This is a genomic window from Lysobacter soli (genome assembly GCF_003382285.1).
GTDB classification, from domain to species: Bacteria; Pseudomonadota; Gammaproteobacteria; order Xanthomonadales; family Xanthomonadaceae; genus Lysobacter_J; species Lysobacter_J soli.
In genome coordinates, this window is record NZ_QTJR01000002.1 from 98,575 (window position 1) to 121,330 (window position 22,756).

At 69.0% G+C, this 22,756-nt stretch carries 19 protein-coding genes; 10 read left to right on the forward strand and 9 right to left on the reverse strand.

The features are described 5' to 3' along the window. Window positions 1-2: 2 nt before the first annotated feature. On the forward strand, window positions 3-590 hold the full coding sequence (locus DX912_RS03690) for a hypothetical protein (RefSeq protein ID WP_115841132.1): 588 nt from the start codon (window positions 3-5) through the stop codon (window positions 588-590). 71 nt (window positions 591-661) lie between these two features. Here the strand turns inward: DX912_RS03690 and DX912_RS03695 are convergent, their stop codons facing one another. The 4 genes from DX912_RS03695 to DX912_RS03710 are packed head-to-tail and all read right to left on the reverse strand — an operon-like array spanning window position 662 to window position 6,790. Further along, a complete protein-coding gene (locus tag DX912_RS03695) occupies window positions 662-3,823 on the reverse strand; it encodes an efflux RND transporter permease subunit (RefSeq protein WP_115841477.1) in 3,162 nt (1,053 codons plus the stop codon). A 7-nt stretch (window positions 3,824-3,830) separates the two neighbouring features. Continuing rightward, window positions 3,831-5,078 carry an efflux RND transporter periplasmic adaptor subunit gene (locus DX912_RS03700; RefSeq protein ID WP_115841133.1) on the reverse strand — a complete coding sequence of 416 codons (1,248 nt, stop codon included), beginning with the start codon at window positions 5,076-5,078 and terminating at the stop codon, window positions 3,831-3,833. After that, window positions 5,075-6,352, reverse strand: coding sequence for a TolC family protein (locus DX912_RS03705; RefSeq protein ID WP_115841134.1), 1,278 nt, complete (start codon window positions 6,350-6,352; stop codon window positions 5,075-5,077). The genes DX912_RS03700 and DX912_RS03705 overlap by 4 nt, the downstream gene beginning before the upstream one ends. Before the next feature lie 54 nt (window positions 6,353-6,406). Then, complete coding sequence (locus DX912_RS03710) at window positions 6,407-6,790, reverse strand: hypothetical protein (protein WP_147298555.1); 384 nt, start codon at window positions 6,788-6,790, stop codon at window positions 6,407-6,409. Window positions 6,791-6,895: 105 nt separating this feature from the next. Here DX912_RS03710 and DX912_RS03715 point away from each other — a divergent pair, with 105 nt between their 5' ends. The 5 genes from DX912_RS03715 to DX912_RS03735 all read left to right on the forward strand — a co-directional run bounded on the left by DX912_RS03715 (window position 6,896) and on the right by DX912_RS03735 (window position 10,862). Beyond that, on the forward strand, window positions 6,896-7,834 hold the full coding sequence (locus tag DX912_RS03715) for an energy transducer TonB (RefSeq protein WP_181902698.1): 939 nt from the start codon (window positions 6,896-6,898) through the stop codon (window positions 7,832-7,834). A gap of 35 nt (window positions 7,835-7,869) precedes the next feature. Next, the gene (locus DX912_RS03720) at window positions 7,870-8,577 is read left to right on the forward strand and encodes an alpha/beta hydrolase (protein WP_115841137.1); all 708 of its coding nucleotides are present in this window, start codon (window positions 7,870-7,872) and stop codon (window positions 8,575-8,577) included. Between the two features lie 83 nt (window positions 8,578-8,660). Continuing rightward, on the forward strand, window positions 8,661-9,401 hold the full coding sequence (locus tag DX912_RS03725; protein ID WP_115841478.1) for a LytR/AlgR family response regulator transcription factor: 741 nt from the start codon (window positions 8,661-8,663) through the stop codon (window positions 9,399-9,401). A 44-nt stretch (window positions 9,402-9,445) separates the two neighbouring features. Continuing rightward, the gene (hemC, locus tag DX912_RS03730; RefSeq protein WP_115841138.1) at window positions 9,446-10,357 is read left to right on the forward strand and encodes a hydroxymethylbilane synthase; all 912 of its coding nucleotides are present in this window, start codon (window positions 9,446-9,448) and stop codon (window positions 10,355-10,357) included. Window positions 10,358-10,493: 136 nt separating this feature from the next. After that, window positions 10,494-10,862, forward strand: a complete 369-nt coding sequence (locus tag DX912_RS03735) for a hypothetical protein (RefSeq protein WP_115841139.1) — start codon at window positions 10,494-10,496, stop codon at window positions 10,860-10,862. A gap of 23 nt (window positions 10,863-10,885) precedes the next feature. On the opposite strand, the gene DX912_RS03740 is transcribed toward DX912_RS03735, so the two are convergent. From DX912_RS03740 to DX912_RS03760, 5 genes are all read right to left on the reverse strand, one after another. Next, complete coding sequence (locus DX912_RS03740) at window positions 10,886-11,548, reverse strand: DUF481 domain-containing protein (protein ID WP_115841140.1); 663 nt, start codon at window positions 11,546-11,548, stop codon at window positions 10,886-10,888. 96 nt (window positions 11,549-11,644) lie between these two features. Continuing rightward, on the reverse strand, window positions 11,645-12,619 hold the full coding sequence (locus DX912_RS03745; protein ID WP_115841141.1) for a dimethyl sulfoxide reductase anchor subunit family protein: 975 nt from the start codon (window positions 12,617-12,619) through the stop codon (window positions 11,645-11,647). A gap of 10 nt (window positions 12,620-12,629) precedes the next feature. Next, entirely contained in the window at window positions 12,630-13,400 is a 771-nt protein-coding gene (locus DX912_RS03750; RefSeq protein ID WP_115841142.1) for a 4Fe-4S dicluster domain-containing protein, read from the reverse strand. An 8-nt stretch (window positions 13,401-13,408) separates the two neighbouring features. Next, window positions 13,409-13,621: a hypothetical protein gene (locus DX912_RS03755; protein ID WP_115841143.1), complete on the reverse strand. Its 213-nt coding sequence runs from the start codon at window positions 13,619-13,621 to the stop codon at window positions 13,409-13,411. Beyond that, window positions 13,618-16,482 (reverse strand): molybdopterin oxidoreductase family protein, encoded by a 2,865-nt coding sequence (locus tag DX912_RS03760; RefSeq protein ID WP_115841144.1) that lies wholly within the window; start codon window positions 16,480-16,482, stop codon window positions 13,618-13,620. Before DX912_RS03760 ends, DX912_RS03755 begins: the two co-directional genes overlap by 4 nt. 264 nt (window positions 16,483-16,746) lie before the next feature. Here DX912_RS03760 and DX912_RS03765 point away from each other — a divergent pair, with 264 nt between their 5' ends. The 4 genes from DX912_RS03765 to DX912_RS03780 all read left to right on the forward strand — a co-directional run bounded on the left by DX912_RS03765 (window position 16,747) and on the right by DX912_RS03780 (window position 22,713). Next, entirely contained in the window at window positions 16,747-17,715 is a 969-nt protein-coding gene (locus DX912_RS03765) for a helix-turn-helix transcriptional regulator (protein ID WP_115841145.1), read from the forward strand. Between the two features lie 244 nt (window positions 17,716-17,959). Continuing rightward, a complete protein-coding gene (locus DX912_RS03770) occupies window positions 17,960-18,262 on the forward strand; it encodes a hypothetical protein (protein WP_115841146.1) in 303 nt (100 codons plus the stop codon). Between the two features lie 103 nt (window positions 18,263-18,365). After that, window positions 18,366-20,498 (forward strand): prolyl oligopeptidase family serine peptidase, encoded by a 2,133-nt coding sequence (locus DX912_RS03775; protein WP_115841147.1) that lies wholly within the window; start codon window positions 18,366-18,368, stop codon window positions 20,496-20,498. Between the two features lie 76 nt (window positions 20,499-20,574). Further along, on the forward strand, window positions 20,575-22,713 hold the full coding sequence (locus DX912_RS03780) for a S9 family peptidase (RefSeq protein ID WP_233433465.1): 2,139 nt from the start codon (window positions 20,575-20,577) through the stop codon (window positions 22,711-22,713). Window positions 22,714-22,756 lie beyond the last annotated feature (43 nt).

Sequence of the window (22,756 nt, forward strand, 5' to 3'; positions counted from 1 at the left end):
CCATGCGGGCTTTCCGCTCACTTCCGCTCATCGTCCTGGCGCTGCTGGCCGCGTGCGCGCCCAAGGTCGATCCCGAACAGCAGGCGCAGGCGCTGGCCGCCTTCTCGACGGTGGAGAAGGTGTTCCAGCATCCACGCTGCAGCAACTGCCACATTCCCGGCGATGCGCCGCTGCAGTTCGACACGCAGACGCCGCACATGATGAACGTGGTCCGCGGGCCCAAGGGCGAAGGCGCGCCGGGTTTGCCATGCGCGTCCTGCCACGGCGAAGCGAACCTGCCGGAAAGCTACGGCCCGAACGCCCCGCCGGGTGCGCCGCACTGGGCGCTTCCGCCGCCGGACCAGAAGATGGCGTGGATCGGCGTTTCGTCGCACGAGCTGTGTTCGATGATCCAGGACCGCAAGCGCAACGGCGACCGCGACATGGAGGCGATGTTCAAGCACGTCGCCGAAGACAAGCTGGTCCTGTGGGGTTGGGCGCCGGGCGGCAATCGCGTGCCGGTACCGGTGCCGCACGACGAATTCGTGCGCGCGTTCCGCACGTGGATGGACGCCGGCGCGCCGTGCCCGGAGGCACCGGCGCGCGGTTGATCCGTCGTCCGTCCCAGGAAGCGGCTCTGCCATCATCCGCGCCTTCGCGGGGATGACGGCAGCAAAGGGCATCAGGCGGTGCCGCGCCGATGCGCCCACTCATACAGCGCCGGCAACACCAGCAGCGTGAGCAGCGTCGACGACACGATGCCGCCGATCACCACCGTCGCCAGCGGACGCTGCACTTCCGAGCCTGCGCCGACGTTCAGCGCCATCGGCAGGAAGCCCAGCGACGCCACCAGCGCGGTCATCAGCACCGGGCGCAGCCGGCCAAGCGCACCGTCGACGATGGCGTCGTGCAACGGCATTCCGGATTCGCGCAGGCGGCGGATGAAGCTCACCAGCACCAGCCCGTTGAGCACCGCCACGCCCGAGAGCGCGATGAACCCCACGCCGGCCGAAATCGACAGCGGAATCCCGCGCAGTGCGAGCGCGATTACGCCGCCGGTCAGCGCGAGCGGCACCCCGCTGAACACCAGCGCGGCGTCCTTCGCCGAACCGAACGCCCAGAACAGCAGCGCGAGGATCACCACCAGCGTCACCGGCACCACCACGGCCAGTCGCCGGCTCGCCGAAATCAGCTGCTCGAACGTGCCGCCGTAACCGATCCAGTACCCCGGCGGCAGCGTCACGTCGCGTTGCACGCGCTGCTGGAGTTCGGCGACGAAGCCACCCAGGTCGCGTTCGCGCACGTTCGCGGTGACGACGACGCGGCGTTTCCCATCCTCCCGGTTGATCTGGTTCGGGCCGAGCACGGTCTCGATCCTCGCCACTTCGCGCAGCGGCACGGTGCGCGGCGCGCCGGCGGCCCACGTCGCATCGCGGCTGGATTCGTCGGCGTTGCCGCTTTCGCGCAGCGGGATCGGCAGGTCGGCCAGTCGCGCCGGATCGGAACGCAGCGCTTCGGGCAGGCGCACGACGATGTCGAAACGGCGGTCGCCTTCGAACAACTGCCCGGCCACTTCGCCGCCGATCGCGGTCGCAACGGTGTCCTGCACATCGCCCGGGTTGAGCCCGTAGCCCGCGAGCGCGCGGCGGTCGGGCGCGATCGACAGCAGCGGCAGTCCGGTGGCCTGCTCGCTCTTCACGTCGGCCGCGCCCGGCACGGTGGCCATCACGGTTTCGACCTCGCGCGCGACGCGCACCAGCGTGTCGAGGTCGTCGCCGTACACCTTCACCGCGACGTCCGCGCGCACGCCGGAAATCAGCTCGTTCATGCGCATCTGGATGGGCTGGGTGAACTCGTAGTTGTTGCCGGGCAGGCGTTGCGCGACGGCTTCCATTTCCGCCAGGAGGCGCGCCTTCGGCTTGCGCGGGTCGGGCCACTCATCGCGTGGCTTCAGCATCACGTAGGTGTCGGTGACCGATGGCGGCATCGGGTCGTTGGCGATCTCCGCCGTGCCGATCTTGCTGAAGACGCGCTCGACTTCCGGCATCGCGCGGAAACTGCGCTCCAGCTGCGCCTGCATCGTCACCGCCTGGCTGAGGCTGGTGCCGGGAATGCGCAGCGCGTGCACGGTGACGTCGCCTTCGTCCAGGCCGGGAATGAACTCGGTGCCCAGACGCGTCGCAAGCAGCGCGCAACCGGCCACCAGCACGCCAGCCGCCCCGATCATCACCGCGCGATGCGACAACGACCACGCTAGCGCGGGCCGATACGCGCGCTGCGCCCACGCAATGACGCGGCTTTCCTTCTCCGCGACGCGGCCACGCAGGCACAGAGCGATCGCCGCCGGCACGAAGGTGAGCGACAGCAGCATCGCGCCGGTGAGCGCCAGCACGACGGTGATCGCCATCGGGTGGAACATCTTTCCCTCGATGCCGGTCAGGGCGAAGATCGGCAAATACACCGCGGTGATGATGCCCACGCCAAACAGGCTCGGACGGATGATTTCAGCCGTCGCCGATGCGGTGAGGTCGTGGCGTTCCTCGTCGGTGAGCTCGCGCGCCAACGCGTGCTGCGCTTCGCCGAAGCGGCGCAGGCAGTTCTCCACGATGATCACCGCGCCGTCGACGATCAGGCCGAAGTCGAGCGCGCCCAGGCTCATGAGGTTGCCCGAGACGCCGCCGCGCACCATCCCGGTCATCGTGAACAGCATCGACAGCGGGATCACCGCGGCGGTGATCAACGCCGCGCGCAGGTTGCCCAGCAGCAGGAACAGCACGACGACGACAAGCAGCGCGCCTTCGACGAGGTTCTTCGCCACCGTGGCGATGGTGCGGTCCACCAGCGCGGTGCGGTCGTACACGGCGTGCGCCTTCACGCCGGCGGGCAGGCTCGCGTTCGCCGCCTGCACTTTGGCCGCTGCGGCCTGCGCTACATCGCGGCTGTTCGCGCCCACCAGCATGAAGACGGTGCCGAGCACGACTTCGCGGCCGTCCTGCATCGCGGCGCCGTTGCGGAGTTCCGGGCCTTCGTCGACCTGCGCGACGTCGCGTACGCGGATCGGGACGCCGTCGCGACGGTCGAGCACGATGTCGCGGATCGCGTCGAGGTCGGCGACCTGGCCCGGCACGCGCACGAGGAACTGCTGCCCGTTGCGCTCGATGTAGCCGGCACCGACGTTGCGGTTGTTCGCCGCCACCGCGGTCACGACGTCGCGCAGGCCGAAGCCCAGCGCGACCAGGCGCGCGGGATCGGGCGTGATGTGGATCTGCCGCGCGTAGCCGCCGATGGTGTTCACCTCGGTAACGCCCGGCGTGTTGCGCAGCTGCGGGCGCACGACCCAGTCCTGCAGCGTGCGCAGGTCGGTGGAATTCCACGGCGTGCCGTCGGGCTTGCGCGCGGCGGGATCGGCTTCGACCGTGTACATGAAGATCTCGCCCAGCCCGGTCGAGATCGGCCCCAGTTCCGGCTCAAGGCCTTCGGGCAGCTGCGATTTCACCTGCTGCAGCCGCTCGGCCACCTGTTGCCGCGCGAAGAACAGGTCGGTGCCGTCCTTGAAGACGACGGTGACCTGCGACAGCCCGTAGCGCGACAACGAGCGCGTGTAGTCGAGTTTCGGCAGACCGGCCAGCGCGGTCTCGATCGGGAAAGTGACGCGCTGTTCGGCTTCCAGCGGCGAATAGCCCGGCGCCTGCGTGTTGATCTGCACCTGCACGTTGGTGATGTCGGGCGTGGCGTCGATGGGCAGGCGCTGGAAACTCCACATGCCCAGCGCGATCAACGCCGCGGTCAGCGCCATCATCAGCCAGCGGTGGCGGATGGCGAAGCGGATGAGTCTTTCGAGCACGCCGGCGTCAGTGGTCATGGGACGCCCCCGACTTCTCGATGTCCGCCTTCACCAGATAGCTCTGTTCGATAACCACCTCGTCACCCGCGCGCAGGCCCGACAGCACTTCGACCTGTGTCGCGTCGCGGCGCCCGAGTTCGAGCGGCCGCACCTCGTAGGTGTCGCCAACGCGCACGAACACGACATCCCAGTCGCGGAAGCGTTGCAACGCCGACAGCGGCACCGCCATCGCGACGGGCTGTCGCGCGACGGTGACCTTCGCGCTCACCGCCGAGCCCGGGCGCCACAGGTCGTCGGCGTTGTCGAGCGTCGCGCGTGCGACCGTGCTCTGGCTGGCGGTCGCCGTGCCGGGCAGGACGCGCTCCAGCGTCGTCTGCGCCTGCACGCCGTCGCTCATGCGCGTGACCGTGACCGGCACGCCCGCGCTCAGGTGCGTGGCGTCGGCGCCGAACACGTGCAGGTCGACCCACAACGTCGACAGATCGGCGATCTCGAACAGCGGGGCGCCTTCGCCCGCGACCGCGCCGACCGCGGCGTTGCGCGACAGCACCACGCCGGAAATCGGCGCGGCGATGGTGTATTGCGACAGGCTCAGGTTGCTTTCGATGCTCGCGAGCGGCTGCCCGGCGCGCACGGCGTCGCCGACGTTGGCGAGCAGGGCGCGGATCGGCCCCGGAAAGCGCGCCATCGCGCTGGCGACGCGGCCTTCGACTGGCGTGAGCAAACCCTGGACTTCGTGCTCGTCGGCGATCACGCCCGGCCCGGCCTTCGCGACGCGGATGCCCGACTGCCGCGCGACGTCGGCGGCAATGACGGTTCGGCCCTCATAGCTCGGGAAGTTCCAGCGCAAGGTGCGGCCGTCGATGCGCGCGGTGACGACGACGTCGAACGAATGCGGCTCGCCAACGATGCTGTCGGCCATCAGCCGGCCGTCCGCTCGGGCGCGCAGCGCGTGCGTTTCGCGCACATTGCCTAGTCGAGTGAGTGCCACGTCCACTTCGCCGACCGTCGCAGGAAGCGGCTTGTCGTCGCGGTAAAGCCAGGCTTCGTACTTCGGCGGCGTGCCGTCTTCGGCGATGGCGAGTTCGACGGTGATGTCGTCCTGCCGCAGCAGGCGACCGCCGTGCTCGCCGCGCGCATCGACGTCGGCGTGGTCGCCTTCGGCGGTGTGCTCGTGGCCGGCACCACTCGTTCCGGAAGTGCCGCAGCCGGCCAGCGCCAGCGCGAGGAGTGCGATCGTCAGTCGGAGTTTCATGGTGCGGATTCCTTTTGCGTGCGCGCGGTGGGCTGCACGAGGGCGTCCCCGGTCAGGCGCTGGATTTCGATGAGGGCGCGGTGGGCGTCGAGTGCGGTGTCGAGCTGCTGACGCGCGAGGGCAGTGCGTTCGGATTGCAGCTGCGCCCATTCGAGGTAGCTGATCGCGCCGGCGCGGTAGGTGCGTTCGGCGGCGGCTTCGGCGCGCGCGAGCGCGGGCAGCACGTCGTCGCGAAGGCGCAGCACTTCCAGCTGCGCGACGCGATAGCGGCCGTGCGCGTCCACGAGCGTCGAGTACAACGAGATGCCGCGCGATTCCCGTTCGACTTCGAGCATCGCCAGTCCGGCTTCCGCGGCGCGGATCTGTGGCTGCGCGCGTCGCGCCCCGCCCAGCGGCATCGACGCGCTGGCGACCAGCGCGAATTCGTCGGTGTCGTTGAAAGCGCGCACGCCCAGCTGCCAGTCCACGTCGGCCTTCGCCTGCGAACGGGCCAGCTGCAGGCGCGCTTCGCCGATGCGGCGCTCATTGGCGAAGCGCGCGAGTTCCGGCGTGCGTTCCAGCGTCGCGGCGAGCGCGTCGAAGTCGGCGATCGTGGGAAGCGCCAGCGGGTCGGTATCGCTCGTCTCGAAGCGCGGCTCGCGTTCGCCCCACAACGCGGCGAGGTGCTGCCGCGCAGCGTCCATCGTCTGCGCCGCACGCCGCTGTTCGAGCTGCGCGCGCGCCAGCGCGGCCTGCGCGGTAAGCAGCACCGATTCCGGCGACGCACCGGCCTGGAAGCGATGGCGCGCAGCGGCGACGGTTCGCGTGCGCTGGGCGATGTCGGCGTCGGCGAGGTCGCGTCGATGCTTCGCGCCGACGACGTCGAGGTAACGGCGCGCGGTTTCGGCGAGAAGATCGAGGCGCGCGGCTTCGCGCTCGGGCGCGAGTGCGTCGATGCGGCCCTGCGCGAGCGCACGGCGTGCGTCGCGCTTGCCGCCGCGTTCGAGCACGGAGGCCAGGCTCAGCGTCAGCTCGGCGCCATCGACGCCGCTGTAGTCGCCGGTGCCGGGTGCGTTTTCCAGTTCGACGCCGGCGCGAATGGCGGGGCGTTGCACGGCTTCGTCGAGTTCGGCCGCGAGGATCTCGCCGCGCACTGCGGGCAGGCGAAGGTCGGGATGGAAGGCGGCGACGCGCGCGAACGCGTCGTCCAGGGTCAATCGGTCGCCGGCTCGCGCGGGCAACGCCGCAACGAGCACGACGACAAGCGCGGCGGAGGCCGCGAGTCGCGAAAACATGGGAACGCTCCGATGTGGGAATGACGGAACGCCGGCGCGAGGCCGGCAGGACGGTCAGACGGCGATCGGAGGACGGAACGGCGCGGGATGCGGCGTGGGCGCGAAGGCGACGATCTGCGCGGGCAGCGGAGAATCCAGGTGGATCCACGGCAGCGCGAGTTCCAGTCGCGGCAGCACGGCGGCCTGCTGGCCGCAGCAATGGGTCAGGTGGAGATGGCTGTCGTCGTGCGGCTTCGGATCGTCGCCGGTCGCAGGCGGGATCGATGCAGCCGCATGGCCCTCGGCGTGCGTGTGGCCGTCGCCGGCTACGGCGGCGTGCGCCAGGAGCTCGTGCATTTCTTCCGCGATCGCCATCGACGGCTTCAGCACGACGCCGCACAGCAGCAGGCCGAGCAGCATCAGCCGGAAAGCGTGGGCGAGGGCGGGGGCGCGAAGCATCGGCGCAGGGTACGCGGCGGGCGCCGCGAAACACAATCGCGCATTGCCGCGAAGCCGTCACATGCGCTGCCTAGCCTGTGCCGGCTTTTCGGAGGGGAACGTGCAATGCGGTTCGCGGGTATGGCGGGTGCGGGTTTGCTGATGCTGGCGCTGGCCGGATGCGAGGGCGCGCGGGCGCCCGCGGCGCAGGAGGCGTCGGCAGCTGGATCCGAAGCGTTGCCCGCGCCTGTGCTCGAACAGATGGAAACGCAGCCGCTGCGCGCGCGTGCCGAAGCCGCGCTGCGCGACCAGCGCCTGCACACGCCGGCCGGCGACAACGCCGTCGAGTACTACCTCGCATTGCGCGAACGCGAATCCGATCCCGGTGTCGCCGCCGCGCTGGGCGAGATGCAGCCGTACGTGCTGATCGCCACGGAGCAGGCGCTCGCACAGCAGCAGCTGGACGAAGCGCGCCGCCTCGTCGGCCTGCTCGCGCGCATGGACACGCACGCGCCGGCGTTGCCGCGTCTTCGTGAATCGCTGCGCGTGGCGCAGGAACGCGCCGATCGCGAGGAAGGCGCACGCATCGCCGACGCCGCGAAGCCTGCGCTGGCGACACCGCTGCAGGTGATGCCCACCGCGCCGCCGACCCCCGCCCGGACGAGCCTGCCGGTAGCGACCGTCACGCCCGCGCCGATGGCGACGATCGCGACGCCGCCGCCCGCAACGCCCGAGCCCGTGAAGCCGAAGGAAGCCGCGCCGCCCGCGCCCGTCGCGCGCACCGAGACGGCGCCGACTGCCTTGCCGCGCCTGCTCCAGGACGCCGCGCCACGCTATCCGCTGGCCGCGCGCAATCGCCGCATCGAAGGCAGTGTCCAGGTCGCCTTCACCATCCAGCCCGACGGCCGCGTCACCGACGCGCGCGCCGTGTCGGCGCAGCCGGAAGGCCTGTTCGAGCAGGCCGCGCTCGCCGCCGCGGCGCGCTGGCAGTTCGAAGCGACTTCGCGCCGCGTGACCACCACGCGCACCGTCACCTTCCGCCTGCCGCCGGATCCGAACACCTGATTGGCGCGCCACGGCGCAGCGGCGACAATGCGGGCATGAACACCACCGCCCCGCTGCTGGAAACCGTCGAATTCGAAACCGGCCCGTCGCCGACGTGGACCGTGCTCTGGCTGCACGGCCTGGGCGCCGACGGCCACGACTTCGCGCCGATCGTGCCCGAACTGGTCCGACGCGACTGGCCGGCGCTGCGTTTCGTCTTCCCGCATGCGCCGGTGCGGCCGGTGACGATCAACAACGGCATGCGCATGCGCGCGTGGTACGACATCGTGCATTTCGATTTCGACGCGCTGCACACCGATGCCGGCCACAATCGCGCCGACGCGGCCGGCGTCGCCGAATCGGTGGCGCAGGTCGAAGCGCTGATCGCTCGCGAGAACGAACGCGGCATTCCGGCCGAACGCATCGTGCTGGTCGGCTTCTCGCAGGGCGGGGCGATCACGCTGTCGGCGGGGCTGCGCCGTCGCGTGCCGCTCGCCGGCCTGGCCGGATTGTCGACCTACCTGCCGGAAGCTCCGGCGCAGGCGGCCGCGGCGCTTCAGGCGGCCGCGACGTCGCAGCCGCTGTTCATGGCGCACGGGCAGTTCGACCCCGTGGTGCCGGCGGCGATCGGTTTGCGCAGTTCTCAAGCCATGAAGGCCATGGGCTTCGACCTGGAATGGCACGACTACCCGATGGCCCACCAGGTCTGCGCGGAGGAGATCCGCGACCTGGGTGACTGGCTGTCGCGCCGTTTTGCGGGCTGAGCGTCCCGACGATTGGTAACCCGGCCCCGCCCGGGGCTATCCTCCCCCTGAACGGCTCTGCCGGCCTGGGGATGGACGCGCCGATGAGGGTAGTGATCGCCGATGACGAACCGCTGGCGCGCGAGCGCCTGCGTGGGCTGCTCGCCGAACAGCGTGGCGTGGAGGTCGTCGCCGAGGCGGCCGACGGCCAGAACGCGCTGCACGCCTGCGCCGAACACCGTCCCGACCTGGTGCTGCTGGACATCGCGATGCCGGGCATCGACGGGCTGGAAGCCGCGCGCCACCTCGCCGCATTCGATCCGCGCCCGGCCGTGGTGTTCTGCACCGCGTACGACGCGCACGCGCTGTCGGCCTTCGAGGCCGAGGCGATCGACTACCTCGTCAAGCCCGTGCGCGCCGAACGCCTGGCCGCCGCGCTGGAGCGCGTGCGTACCTTCGCCGCCGGCCGCGAGAAGAACGGCGACGGCAATGGCGCCGGCCCCGTCGGACAGCGACGCAGCCACCTGTGCGCGCGCCTGCGCGGCAGCCTGCGGCTGATCCCGATCGAGGACGTGCACTACCTGCACGCCGAGGAGAAGTACGTCGTCGTGCACCATGCGCGCGGCGAGGACCTGATCGAGGAATCGCTGAAGTCGCTGGAAGACGAATTCGGCGAGCGTTTCGTGCGCATCCACCGCAACTGCCTGGTCGCGCGGCACGAGATCGTCGAGCTGCGCCGCGCACCCGATGGCCACGTGCAGGCCGTGCTCCGCCATGGCAAGGCGCCGCTGGAAGTCAGCCGGCGCTGCGTGGCGGGGTTGAAGGAAACGCTCAAGCACCTCTGATCCATGGCAAAACGGCCACGGCGCCTTTCCGCGATAATGTCGCGATGAAGACGCTGCGCATCGCCACCCGAAAGAGCCCGCTCGCCCTCTGGCAGAGCGAGCACGTCGCCGACCGCCTTCGCGCGACGCATCCCGGCCTGACGGTGGAACTGGTGCCGATGAGCACGCGCGGCGACGAGGTGCTCGACCGCTCGCTCGCGGCGATCGGCGGCAAGGGGTTGTTCCTGAAGGAACTGGAGCTGGCGATGCTGCGCGGCGATGCCGATTGCGCCGTGCATTCGCTGAAGGACGTGCCGATGGAACTGGAGCCGGGCTTCACGCTGCCGGCGATCCTCGCGCGCGCCGACTACGCCGACGCCTTCGTCAGCAACCGCTACGCCAACATCGCCGGGCTTCCGCAGGGCGCGCGCGTCGGCACGTCGTCGCTGCGCCGCCAGGCCCAGTTGCGTGCGCTGCGTCCGGACCTGCAGCTCGCCGATCTGCGCGGCAACGTCAACACGCGGCTGGCGAAGCTCGATGCGGGTGAGTACGACGCAATCGTGCTGGCCTGCGCGGGATTGCAGCGACTGGGTTTCGACGACCGCATCCGCGATCGGCTGCAGGCGCCGCAGTGGCTGCCCGCGCCGGCGCAGGGCGCGGTGGCCATCGAATGCCGCGACGACGACTTCGCCACGCGCGAGTTGTGCGCGCGCCTCGACGACGCCGCCACGCGCACCTGCGCCGAGGCCGAGCGCGCGATGAACCGCGCGCTGCACGGCAGCTGCCACGTGCCGGTGGCGGCGTTCGCGCAATTGGAGGACGGGCGACTGCACCTGTCGGGCCTGGTGGGTTCGGCGAGCGACGGCGCGATCGTCCGCGCTGACGGCCAGGGCGATGCGCCCGAGGCGCTCGGAAAGGACGTCGCGGCACAATTGCTCGCGCAGGGCGCGGGCGATCTCATCGCCGCTTCGCACTGAGGCAAACTCGCCGGCCCGGCAAGCGGCCCCGCACGCCGGCCGCGGGCTCCCGTCGTGACGACGCATCGACATCGCCGACACGGCCGCCTCACCGGGCGCGACCTAGCCTGTGCGCGGCCCTGATCGGGAGTCGGAAATGCTCCAGACCGCATCGATCCTCTTCGCGATAACCGCGCTCGGCGGCCTGCTCATGGCGGCGATCCGGTTCGCGACCAAGCACAATCCGCCCGCATGGCTCGCGATGGGACATGGCCTGCTGGCCGCCTCCGGCCTCACGCTGGTGATCTACGCGCTGTGCACGCAGGCGGTGCACCCGACGGTGTTGTTCGCGCTCGTGCTGTTCCTGCTGGCCGCGGGCGGCGGGGCCATCATGAGCCTGGCGTACAAATGGCGGCAGCGACTGCTGCCGGCGTGGCTGGTGATCGCGCACGCGCTGATCGCCGCGATCGCGCTGGTGTTGCTGCTGCTTGCGGTCTTTGGCGGCAGTCCCGACCAGGCGGGCTGACCGCTCCTCCTGGAACCGCCCTGCTAGAACCGCCGACGCAGCTCGATGCTGCTTTCGGCCGTTTCCTTGCCGCCGCCGCTCTGCGTGTCGTGGCGGATCGCGAAGTCGCTTTCCAGCGTCCAGTTCGGCGCGAGGTTCACGTCGAAGCTCATCGACTGCTTGACGAAGGCCTCGCCGCGTCCGCTTTCGAACTGCACGCGCTGCGTCCACGTGGCGCGCTCGCCGACCTTCTGGCCCAGGTTGAGTTCCCCGCGCAGCACCGGGCCCGCCTGGTTGATGCCGTCGTCGTACAGCGGCGCGAGGCGATAGCCGGCGCCGAGCGTCAGGCCGACCTGCGTCGGGCCGTCGCGCATCACCTGCATCCCGTAGCGCGCGCCGATGCGGAAGTCGTTGGAGTACGACGCCTTGCTGTCGCGCGGCGTGGCCGGCGCGCTGAGCGACGTGTAGCTCTGGCTGCCGGGCAGGCGCAGCGTGCGGTGCCGCGCGTCGCCGTTGGACTCCACCGGCATGGGTGCCGCCATCGCGACCTGCCACTCCTCATCGCCGCAGCGCGTGGAAAAGCAGTACAGCCGCATCTGCGCCGGATCGCTCGCAATGGCCATCAGCGTCGGGTCGCCGGGGGTGACCGGCATCGGCAATGTCACGAAGGGGCCGCCGAGCAGGGCGAGCCCGAGCACACCGAGCATCGTCGTGAATGGGGAACGGGGAAGTGCCCATGTTGCCCATGGAAACGGTTACAGGCAAATCGGACGCGTCCGAAAATCCGTTTCCGTTCAGGGACTTCAGTAGTAAAGCGTGACCAGGTGCCGGGCCTGGGCGAAAAACAGCCAGCGTTCGACCAGCGTTCCGGCCAGCGCCAGAAGGGCCCCGAGGGTGAACACGGGGCCGGCCAGCGCGGGATTCGCCCACGCGAACCACGACGCCACCATCGGTACCACCGCGAACAGCACCAGCGCGATGAAGCGCAACGGCCGCGCATGCTTGCGCGCGAGCACGTAGCCCATTTCCTTGTTGATGTAGTTGGCCTGCGTGTTCGGGCGTTCGAACACGTCGACATCGCGTCCGGGCAGGCCGACGGCCTCGCCGCGCGTGGCGCCCAGCGGCTGGCGGTCGATGCGATGCCAGTACACGAGCTTGAGCACGCCGGCGACGATCGCCAGCGCGAAGGTCACCAGCAGGATCACGCCGAGCGCTTCGTCCGACAGCGCGGCCCAGTTCACCAGCGCCATCAGCACCAGCCAGCCGGTGAGCACCGCGAAGGCGAAATACGCCGGCAGCACCAGCGGATGACGCCACGCGGGAATGGGCTTCAACGAGGCGTAGATCATCGCGGTGCTCGCGATCGTGCACAGCGACAGCAGCACCATGATCGCGGCCAGCACCGGCATCGCGATCCACAGCTGCTGCGGCAGTGCGCCGGCAATGCCGAGCCCGAGCACGGCCAGCATCGCGACCACGACCAGCGCCGTCGCCACGGCGAACACGCCTTCGCGCGAGAGCCACGACGTACGCCACTGCGAGAAGGCGCGCCACGCGCGGCCGGGCTTGCCCAGGTGCAGCATCGAACTGAGCAGGCCGGCGGTGGTGAGCACGAGGCCGAGCACGAGCAGCACGCCCCACAGCAGAATGGTCGTGCCGTTGGCGGGCGCGCGGCCCTGCAACGCCGGCAGCAGGATCAGGCCGCCCGCCCACAGCAGCAGGCCGTAGCCCGCGCCGGAGAGCGTGGTGAAGGCGATGACGGAAAACGCAGGATGCATGCGAGAAGACTCAGCGGCTGAGCACGCGGTCGAGCCAGCGCAGCATCGGCGGCAGCGCGGCGGTGTCGAGGGTTTCGTCCCGCGCAGGCGCGGCGGCGGTCGCCTCGCCCGTGCGACGCGGACGCGGCGGCAGGTATTTGTTCACTGGCTGGTAGCCCAGCTGCGGCAGCAGGTCGACGCCGCCGCGTTCGGCCACGAGCTTCGACACCTTCGATTCCGGATCGCCGAGATCGCCGAAGTGCCGCGCGCGCGTCGGGCAGGCCTGCACGCAGGCCGGCTGGCGTTCGGATTCGGCGAGGTTCTCGTTGTAGATGCGGTCGACGCACAGCGTGCATTTCTTCATCACGCCTTCGACTTCGCTGTACTCGCGCGCGCCGTACGGGCAGGCCCACGAGCACAGCTTGCAGCCGATGCACTTGTCCTCGTCGACCAGCACGATGCCGTCCTCGGCGCGCTTGTAACTGGCGCCGGTCGGGCACACGGTCACGCACGCGGGCGTTTCGCAATGCAGGCACGAACGCGGGAAATGCAGCGTCATCGCCGGCTGCGGCGTCGGGCTGGACGCACAACCTTCGGTGGCGGCGACCTCGTAGCTGTGCACGCGGTTGAACCACACGCCTGACGGGTCCTTGCCGTACGGTTTCTCGTCGGTGAGCGGCGCGGCGAATCCGCCGGCGTTCCATTCCTTGCAGCTTACCGCGCAGGCATGGCAGCCCACGCAGGTGTCCAGGTCGATGACGAGCCCGAGTTTCTTCTTCGACGGCGGCGGCAGGTCGGTCATCGGAATCTTCAGCGTTTGCGGGAACTGATCAGCCAGACGCCGATCGCGAACAGGGCGATGCCGAAGGTCACGCTCGGCAGCATGCCGATCAGCACCGGCACGATCGACGTGCCCGTTTCGGCCGGCGCGATCGGATCGAACACGCCGAAGCTGATCAGGATCATCACCGCGAAGCCGAGCACGATGCACAGCCAGCCGGCGAGGAGTCGGATGGATTTCATGACGAGGTTCCTTCGCGCTTCGCACGGAATTGCGCGCCGTAGCGCAGCGGCGCGTCATCCGCTTCGCCCATCGCCAGCGGCGCGAACTGCGGCGAGCTTTCCCTTACCGCGCCGTCCTTCGGCGCAGAGCGCGCGATGCGCACGCGCAGGTCGAACCACGCCGCCTGCCCGGTGACGGGGTCGGCGTTGGCGTAATCGCCGCGCGGGGTGATGTCGGAAATCAGGTGGTTCAGCAGGAAACCCTCGCGGCCTTCCGGCGCGTCCTTGCCAAGCTTCCACGCGCCGCGGCGCTTGCCGATGGCATTCCACGTCCACACGGTGTCGGGCTGCACGTTCGCGGCGAATTTCGCCTGCACCGTGATCGTGCCGTGATGCGAGGTGACCTCGATCCAGTCTTCATCGCGAATGCCGTGGCGCGCCGCGGTATCAGGATGCAGGTACAGCCAGTTGCGCGTCGCGATCTGTCGCAGCCACGCATTCTGCGAACCCCACGCGTGGTACATGAACATCGGACGCTGGGTGACGGCGCTGAGGGGGAAGCCCTCGCGCGTGGTCTGGGCGCCCTCGAAGGGCTCGTACCACGTGGGCAGGGGATCGAAGTACGTCGCCACGCGCTCGCGATGTTCGTCCGGCGGCTGTACCGCGCCGTGGCCCTGCGCGGCGAGGCGGAATTTCTGGATCGTTTCCGAATACAACTGCAGAACGATCGGGTCGGCGTGGCCCAGGAAGCCCATCTTCTGCGCCCAATCGAGATAGCCGCGGTTGGCCATCTTGAAATAGCGCGCGTCCTCGGGAACTTCGCTTCGCCAGAAGCCGCCGTTGTCGATGTAGCGCTGCAGCTGCTGCGGATTGGGCTGCCCCTTCGCCTCGACTTCCCCATGCGCACCGCGCCAGCCGGCGAGCAGGCCGACGCCCGGCGCGCGTTCGTGGCGGACGATGTAGTCGGCGTAATCGCGGAACTTCGGCGAGCCGTCCTCGTTCGTGAGGCCCGGCAGGCCGACGCGCGCGCCCAGGTCGATCAGCACCGACTGAAAGCCGCGAACATCACGGCCCTCGCGCTGTTTCGCCGGGTCGAGCACCGGATGGCGAATGGCGTCCGCTGCGCCGTCCGCATCGGAAATCGGCCGGTCGAGCAGGCTGATCGCGTCGAAACGTTCCAGGTACGTCGTATCGGGCAGGACGAGGTCGGCGTAGGCGACCATCTCGGAGGCGTACGCATCGGCATAGATGATGCGCGGAATGCGATACTCGCCATCGTCGCGTTTGTCGGTGAGCCACGCGATGGTCTGCGCGGTATTCATCGACGAATTCCAGCTCATGTTCGCCATGAACATCATGAGCGTGTCGATGGGGTAGGGATCGCCCGCCCACGCGTTGCGGATGACGGTGTGCATCATGCCGTGCGCCGACAGCGGATACGCCCACGAGAACGCGTGGTCGATGCGGCGCGGCGCGCCGGCCTCGTCGACGACGAGGTCTTCGGGCCCGTGCACGAAACCCAGCGGCGCGGCGTCGAGCACGCCATTGGCCTGGCGCGCCTTGCCGGGGCGATTGGGCGGCGGCAGCGGCTTGGGGAACGGCGGCTGGTAACGGAACGAACCCGGCGCATCCACCGCGCCGAGCAGCATCTGCAGCACGTGCAGCGCGCGACACGTGTGGAAGCCATTGCTGTGCGCGCTGATGCCGCGCATCGCATGCATCGACACCGGGCGACCCTGCATCGAATCGTGTTCGCGACCCCACGCATCGGTCCACGCGATGGGCAACTTGAACGCGCGATCGAACGCGGCTTCGGCCAGTTCGCGCGCGATGCGGCGGATCGTGTCGGCCGGAATGCCGCAGCGCTCGCTCACCGCATCGGGCGCGTACTGCGGATCGAGGTAACGCTGCGCGACCAGATGGAACGCCGGCACCGCGCGACGGCCGTCGCGCAGCGTGTACTCGCCGACCACGCGCGGCGCGATGCCGGTGTCGTTGGCGCGCGCGAAGCGATGCGAGTCGATCGCGCACAGCGGATGGCCTTCCAGGTCACGTGCGAACAGACCGTCTTCCGCGCCGCCCGGATCGTCGATGACCAGCCAGTGCGCGTTGGTGTAGCGCACCAGGTAATCCAGGTCGATGCGATCGGCGTTGAGCAGCTCGTGGATCAGCGCGAAGGCGAACAGGCCGTCGGTGCCGGGGCGGATGCCGATCCATTCGTCGGCGATCGCGCCATAGCCCGAGCGCACCGGGTTGACCGCGACGATCTTCGCGCCGCGCGCCTTGAGCTTGCCCAGCCCGAGCTTGATCGGATTGGAGTCGTGGTCTTCGGCCACGCCCCACAGCATCAGGTACTGCGTGTGGTCCCAGTCGGGTTCGCCGAATTCCCAGAAGCTGCCGCCCACCGTGTACAGCCCCGCGGCGGCCATGTTCACCGAGCAGAAACCGCCGTGCGCGGCGTAGTTCACGGTGCCGAACTGCTGCGCCCACCAGCCGGTGAGCGCTTGCGACTGGTCGCGACCGGTGAAGAAGGCCAGCTCGTCGGGATTGCGTTCGCGGATCGGCTTCAGCCAGGACGTGGCGATGTCCAACGCCTCGTCCCATTCGATCTCGCGGAATTCGCCCGAACCGCGCTCGCCCACGCGCAGCAGCGGCTTGTCCAGCCGCGCCGGCGAGTAGTGCTGCATGATCCCGGCCGAACCCTTGGCGCACAGCACGCCCTGGTTCACCGGGTGGTCCGGATTGCCCTGGATGTAGCGGATCTGCCCGTCGTTGAGCCACACCTTGATGCCGCATCGGCACGCGCACATGTAGCAGGTGGTGGTCTTCACCTCGTCGCCGATGCTGGGCGAGGTGTCGATGGCGGGCTCGGGCTGGCGCATCCGGTCATTGTGCCTGCGCGCGGCACGGGACGACACAGCCCGTGTTCCCACTGCGCTGCAGGTATTGCACGGCGTGACGGTATTTTTGCGCGTGCGTTCGCCGATGTTCCCGCCTGCGATGCCGCGCGGCGCGTCCCTCACGCGGCGTGCAAACGTGACCGCAGTATCGTAGTCGCCCGGTTCAGCGGGCCCGACGCACCCTTGCCGCTGGCGGCCGCCATGGCGCGGTGCGATCCTTTCCCTCCGCTTCCTCGACCGCGACCCATGGAACGCATCGAACGCATCCACGCCCTCCACCGCATCCTCAGCGCCGCGCGCTATCCGGTCACGGTGCAGCGGCTCCAGGAGGACCTGGAATGCTCGCGGGCCACGGTCTACCGCGATCTGGCGTACCTGCGCGATTACCTGATGGCGCCGGTGGTGGGCAACGGCGAGGCGGGATTCCGCTACGACCACAGCGAAGGCGAGCGCTTCGAACTGCCCGGCCTGTGGCTCAGTTCCGAGGAACTGCATTCGCTGCTCGCCGCGCAGCAGTTGCTCGTCCGCAGCGGCGGTGGCGTGCTGTCCAATGCGCTGGCGCCTCTGCAGCACCGCATCGAGAAGCTGCTGGACGAACATGCCGGCGGACGTCGCGTGCCGGTCGAGCGCGTGCGCGTGATCCCGCACCGCACGCGCCGTCTCGACGAGACCGCGTTCCGCACCGTCGCCACCGCGGTGCTCGATCGCAAGCAGCTCAGTTTCGAATACCGCGCGCGCTCCACCGACGAGCAGACGCGCCGAACGGTGTCGCCGCAACGCCTGACGCATTACCGCGAGAACTGGTACCTCGACGCGTGGGACCACAACCGCGAGGCGCTGCGCAGCTTCGCGGTGGACCGCATCAGCGCGGCGAAGCTGTCGGAGACGGCCGCGCGCGACGTGCCCGACGAGGAACTCGACAAGCACCTGGCCTCCAGCTACGGCATTTTTTCCGGCACGCCCAAGGGCTGGGCGACGATCCTCTTCACGCCGAAGGCCGCGCGCTGGGTGGCCGACGAGCACTGGCATTCGCAGCAGCAGGGGCGCTTCCTGCCCGATGGCCGTTACGAGTTGAAGGTCCCCTACAGCGCCGGCCGCGAACTGCTGATGGACGTCATGCATTACGGCAGCGATGCGGAAATCGTCGAACCGCCGGTGCTGCGCGAGCAGGCGCGCGCCTTGCTGCAACTGGCGCTTAGCAATTACGAAAGGTGAGGCAGGCCGCTCTCCCGCCCTGATAAGGGTTGGGGTGCGGGTCGGGGGGGCGACCGCGCTCGTACTTGCGTGGATTTCCGCAGTTCGTATTCAAGACCCTGTGCAGCGAGGCAACTGGGTATCGGCGTTGCCACTCCGTTGCCCCTCACCCCAACCCCTCTCGTGGGGAGAGGGGCTGGAACGCCGTCGCAGCCCCTGAGATCCCCCGCCCGCAGGCTGGCTCCATTCCAACGGAGACCGAGCCATGCAGACCCGTCCCGACATCCATTCCGGCCTCGACGTCCTGATGCGCCATGCCGTCGCGATAGGAGTCGCGATCGTCGCGCTGCTGCCGGCCGCGCGCGGTTTCAGCCCGACCTTCGGCTGGATGCCGCTCTGGCTGGTCGCGATGCCGCTGTGCGCATGGTGGGCGCTGCACCGCTTCCGCATGCCGGCGGGCGAGGCCGACGAGGCCGCCGCGCCGGTCCGCATGCGTCGCCGCGCCGGGGCGCAGGCGCGTCGCCGTCGCGTGTCGATGCCGCGCAGCCGCCACTCGCAGGCCGCCTGAGCGGGACGCCTGCTCCGGCACAGCCGCGCGACGTCCGGCGACGGCGGCGGCCTTCGCGCGCTGTGCTAGCGTTCCGGGTCCATTCCATGCACCCGGAGCGCCGATGTCGAAGCTGTCGATCGCCTGCCAGACCCTGATGTTGTCCACGGGCCTGGCGGCCGCGACCCTGGCCGGCGCCGCACCCAAGGAGTCCCCCGCCGTGTCCGCCGATCCCTACGCCTGGCTCGAAGACGTCACCGCCGAGCGTTCCCTCGACTGGGTCCGGGCGCACAACGCGCAGGCCGAATCCGAACTGGCCACCTCGCCGCAGTTCAAGCAGCTTGAATCCGACATCCGCGCCATCCTCGATTCCGACGCCAAGATTCCCGGCGTCGAGAAGATCGGCGACTACTACTACAACTTCTGGAAGGACAAGCAGCACGAGCGCGGCCTGTGGCGCCGCACGACGCTGGAGGAGTACCGCAAGGCGTCGCCGAAGTGGGAAACCGTCATCGACCTGGATGCCCTGAACAAGGCCGAAGGCGAGAACTGGGTGTGGCACGGCGTGGATTGCCTGCGTCCTGACTATTCGCGCTGCCTGATCGCGCTGTCGCGCGGCGGCGCCGACGCCGACGTCACGCGCGAATTCGACCTGTCGACGAAAGCCTGGGTGAAGGACGGCTTCTTCCGCGACGAGGCCAAGGGCGCGCTCGGCTGGATAGATCGCGACACGGTGTACGTCTACACGGATTTCGGCCCCGCCCCGAATGGCGCGTCGTCGATGACCAGCTCCGGCTACCCGCGCATCGTCAAGGAATGGAAGCGCGGCACGCCGATCGGGCAGGCCCGCGTGGTGTACGAGGGCAAGCCCACCGACATGTACATCGCGGCGCTGCGCGACCACACGCCGGGCTTCGAGCGCGATTTCGTCAGCCGCACGCTCGCGTTCTACAATGATGAGCTGTACCTGCGCGATGCGTCGGGTGCCCTGGAGAAGATCGACGCCCCCAACTCCGCCAGCAAGTCCGTGCACCGCGAATGGCTGCTGCTCGAACTTCGCGAACCGTACGAGGCCGGCGGCAAGACGTGGCCGGCCGGCAGCCTGATCGCCACGAACTTCGACGCCTTCATGGCAGGCAAGCGCGAGTTCACCGCGCTGTTCACGCCGACCGAGCGCACGTCGCTGGCGGGCTACACCTGGACGAAGTCGCACCTGGTGCTCAACGTGCTTGACGACGTGAAGAACCGTTTGACCGTGCTCACGCCGGCGGCGGGCGAGTGGACGCGCACCGACTTCACCGGCGCGCCGACGTTCGGCACGCTCGGCGTGTCGGCGGTCGATGCCGACGAAAGCGACGCCGTGTGGCTCACCGCCACCGATTACCTGACCCCGACGACGCTGTCGCTGGCGCAGATCGGCAGCAAGCCCGAAGTGCTCAAGACGATGCCGGTGTTCTTCGATGCGTCGAAGGACGTGATCGAGCAGCACTTCGCGACGTCGAAGGACGGCACGCGCGTGCCGTATTTCCTCGTGCGTCCGAAGAACCTGAAACTCGACGGCACCGCGCCGACGTTGCTGTACGGCTACGGCGGCTTTGAAATTTCGCTGACGCCGGCGTATTCCGGCAGCGTCGGCAAGGGCTGGCTAGAGAAGGGCGGTGTGTACGCGGTCGCCAACATCCGCGGCGGCGGCGAATACGGCCCCCGCTGGCACCAGGCCGCGCTGAAGGCCAATCGCCACAAGGCCTACGAGGACTTCGCGGCGGTCGCGCAGGACCTCATCGCGCGCAAGGTGACGTCGACGAAGCACCTGGGCATCCAGGGCGGCAGCAACGGCGGCCTGCTCACCGGCAACATGCTCACGCAGTATCCGGAGCTGTTCGGCGCGGTGGTCGTGCAGGTGCCGCTGCTGGACATGAAGCGCTACAGCCACCTGCTGGCCGGTGCGTCGTGGATGGCCGAGTACGGCGATCCGGACACGGCCGACTGGGACTTCATCCGCACCTTCTCGCCGTACCACCTGTTCGATGCGAAGAAGACCTATCCGCCGACGCTGTTCATGACCTCCACGCGCGACGACCGCGTGCACCCCGGTCACGCCCGCAAGATGGCGGCGAAGATGCTCGACGCCGGCAAGGACGTGCGCTATTACGAGAACATCGAGGGCGGCCACGGCGGTTCGGCCAACAACGCCCAGGCCGCGCATATGAGCGCGCTCGCCTTCACGTTCCTGTGGAACGAACTGGGCGGCAAGTAACGCGTTCTCCCTCCCCTGCGAGCAGGGGAGGGGCTGGAAATCGAGCCGTTGTCCAACGCACAACCGGACCCCATCCATGAATCCGACCCACCTCCTGCTTTCGGCCCTCCTGATGAGCACGACCGCCCCGACCCTCGCCGCCACCGCCACGCCGCCCGACGCGGCGAAGAAGCCGCACGTCGTGAAGGCGCCGCATGGCGCGCAGCGCAACGACGAGTACTACTGGCTGCGCGACGACAAGCGCAAGAACGCCGACATGCTGGCGTACCTCAACGCCGAGAACGCCTACGCCGACGCCGTGATGGCGCCGCTGAAGCCGCTAGAAAACAAGCTGTACGAGGAGATCGTCGGCCGCATCAAGCAGGACGACAGCTCCGTGCCGTACCGCGAGCGCGGCCACTGGTACTACAGCCGCTTCGAGACCGGGCAGGACTACCCCATCTACGCGCGCCGCGCCGGTTCCATGGACGCCGCCGAGCAGGTACTGCTCGACGTCAACAAGATGGCCGCCGGCAAGGACTACTTCAGCGTCGGCGACTGGGAAGTGAGCCAGGACAACAAGATCCTCGCCTGGGCCGAAGACGCGGTCGGCCGTCGCCAGTACGTCATCCGCTTCAAGAACCTGGAAACCGGCGAGGTCTACCCCGACCAGATCACCGGCGTCTCGCCGAACCTCGTCTGGGCCGACGACAACAAGACGCTGTTCTACGTCGAGAACGATCCGGAAACCCTGCTCACCGTGCGCGTGAAGAAGCACGTGCTCGGCACGCCCGCGTCGAAGGACGTGCTGGTGTACGAGGAGAAGGACGACAGCTTCTACATGGGCATCGATCGCTCGCGCGACGACAAGTTCATCTGCATCGGCGTGGAAAGCACGGTGTCGAGCGAGATGCGCTGCGCGCCGGCGGCCAATCCGGAGAAGTTCACCGTGCTCGCGCCGCGCGAACGCGACGTGGAATACCAGGCCGACCACCTCGGCGATCGCTGGGTGATCCGCACCAACGAAGGCGGCGCGGCGAACTTCAAGCTGATGACCGCGCCGTCGGATGCGACCTCGCGCAAGCAGTGGAAGGAGTGGGTGCCGCACCGCGACGACGTGTTCATCGAAGGCTTCGAGCTGTTCGACGGGTTCACCACGATCGCCGAACGCTCCGACGCGCTGGAGCGCCTGCGCGTGCTCAAGAACGACGGCACCGAGGAGTACGTGAAGGCCGACGAGCCGGCGTATTCGATGGGGCTGTCGGTCAACTCCGAGCACGACACGCCGTGGCTGCGCTACAGCTACACCTCGCTCACCACGCCGGGCACGACGTATGAGGTCAACGTGCTCACCGGCGAGCGCAAGCTGCTCAAGCGCGAACCGGTCATCGGCTACGACCCGGAAAAGTACGTCACCGAGCGCGTGTGGGCGACCGCGCGCGACGGCGTGAAGGTGCCGGTCTCGCTGGTCTACAAAAAGGGCTTCCAGAAGGACGGCAAGGCCGCGATGCTGCAGTACGCCTACGGCAGCTACGGCAGCTCGACCGATCCGCGCTTCAACGGCCCGGTGGTGAGCCTGCTCGATCGCGGCATGGTCTACGCGATCGCGCACATCCGCGGCGGCCAGGAGATGGGCCGCAAGTGGTACGACGACGGCAAGCTCTTCCACAAGAAGAACACCTTCACTGATTTCATCGACGTCACCGACGACCTGGTGAAGCAGGGCTTTGCTGCGAAGGATCGCGTCGCCGCGTACGGCGGCAGCGCCGGCGGCCTGCTGATGGGCGCGATCTCCAACATGGCGCCCGACCGGTACCGCGTGATCCTGTCGCAGGTGCCGTTCGTGGACGTGGTCACGACGATGCTCGATCCGACCATCCCGCTCACCACCAACGAATACGACGAGTGGGGCAACCCGGAAAAGAAGGAGTACTACGACTACATGCTGTCGTACTCGCCGTACGACAACCTGAGCAAGCAGGCGTATCCGGCGATGTTCGTCGGCACCGGCCTGTGGGACTCGCAGGTGCAGTACTGGGAGCCGGCCAAGTACGTCGCGCGCCTGCGCGACCTGGACCAGGGCAAGGCGCCGATCGTGTTCCGCACGAACATGGACGCCGGGCACGGCGGCAAGTCGGGCCGCTTCCGCCGCTACCGCGAGCTGTCGGAGATGTACGCCTTCATGCTCGACCAGCTGGGCGTGCCCGCCACGCTGGCGGCGACGGCGTCGAAGTAGGTTCCAAGGCGCCGAGCGCTTGAGCCCCTCTCCCTCCGGGAGA

Coding starts and splice junctions, on each gene's coding strand:
- DX912_RS03775 (WP_115841147.1), top strand. CDS start 18,366: ATGTCGAAGCTGTCGATCGCCTGCCAGACCCTGATGTTGTCCACGGGC.
- DX912_RS03715 (WP_181902698.1), top strand. CDS start 6,896: ATGCGGTTCGCGGGTATGGCGGGTGCGGGTTTGCTGATGCTGGCGCTG.
- DX912_RS03705 (WP_115841134.1), bottom strand. CDS start 6,352: ATGTTTTCGCGACTCGCGGCCTCCGCCGCGCTTGTCGTCGTGCTCGTT.
- DX912_RS03755 (WP_115841143.1), bottom strand. CDS start 13,621: ATGAAATCCATCCGACTCCTCGCCGGCTGGCTGTGCATCGTGCTCGGC.
- DX912_RS03735 (WP_115841139.1), top strand. CDS start 10,494: ATGCTCCAGACCGCATCGATCCTCTTCGCGATAACCGCGCTCGGCGGC.
- DX912_RS03765 (WP_115841145.1), top strand. CDS start 16,747: ATGGAACGCATCGAACGCATCCACGCCCTCCACCGCATCCTCAGCGCC.
- DX912_RS03745 (WP_115841141.1), bottom strand. CDS start 12,619: ATGCATCCTGCGTTTTCCGTCATCGCCTTCACCACGCTCTCCGGCGCG.
- DX912_RS03690 (WP_115841132.1), top strand. CDS start 3: ATGCGGGCTTTCCGCTCACTTCCGCTCATCGTCCTGGCGCTGCTGGCC.
- DX912_RS03770 (WP_115841146.1), top strand. CDS start 17,960: ATGCAGACCCGTCCCGACATCCATTCCGGCCTCGACGTCCTGATGCGC.
- DX912_RS03780 (WP_233433465.1), top strand. CDS start 20,575: ATGAATCCGACCCACCTCCTGCTTTCGGCCCTCCTGATGAGCACGACC.
- DX912_RS03710 (WP_147298555.1), bottom strand. CDS start 6,790: ATGCTTCGCGCCCCCGCCCTCGCCCACGCTTTCCGGCTGATGCTGCTC.
- hemC (WP_115841138.1), top strand. CDS start 9,446: ATGAAGACGCTGCGCATCGCCACCCGAAAGAGCCCGCTCGCCCTCTGG.
- DX912_RS03750 (WP_115841142.1), bottom strand. CDS start 13,400: ATGACCGACCTGCCGCCGCCGTCGAAGAAGAAACTCGGGCTCGTCATC.
- DX912_RS03740 (WP_115841140.1), bottom strand. CDS start 11,548: ATGCTCGGTGTGCTCGGGCTCGCCCTGCTCGGCGGCCCCTTCGTGACA.
- DX912_RS03720 (WP_115841137.1), top strand. CDS start 7,870: ATGAACACCACCGCCCCGCTGCTGGAAACCGTCGAATTCGAAACCGGC.
- DX912_RS03725 (WP_115841478.1), top strand. CDS start 8,661: ATGAGGGTAGTGATCGCCGATGACGAACCGCTGGCGCGCGAGCGCCTG.
- DX912_RS03760 (WP_115841144.1), bottom strand. CDS start 16,482: ATGCGCCAGCCCGAGCCCGCCATCGACACCTCGCCCAGCATCGGCGAC.
- DX912_RS03700 (WP_115841133.1), bottom strand. CDS start 5,078: ATGAAACTCCGACTGACGATCGCACTCCTCGCGCTGGCGCTGGCCGGC.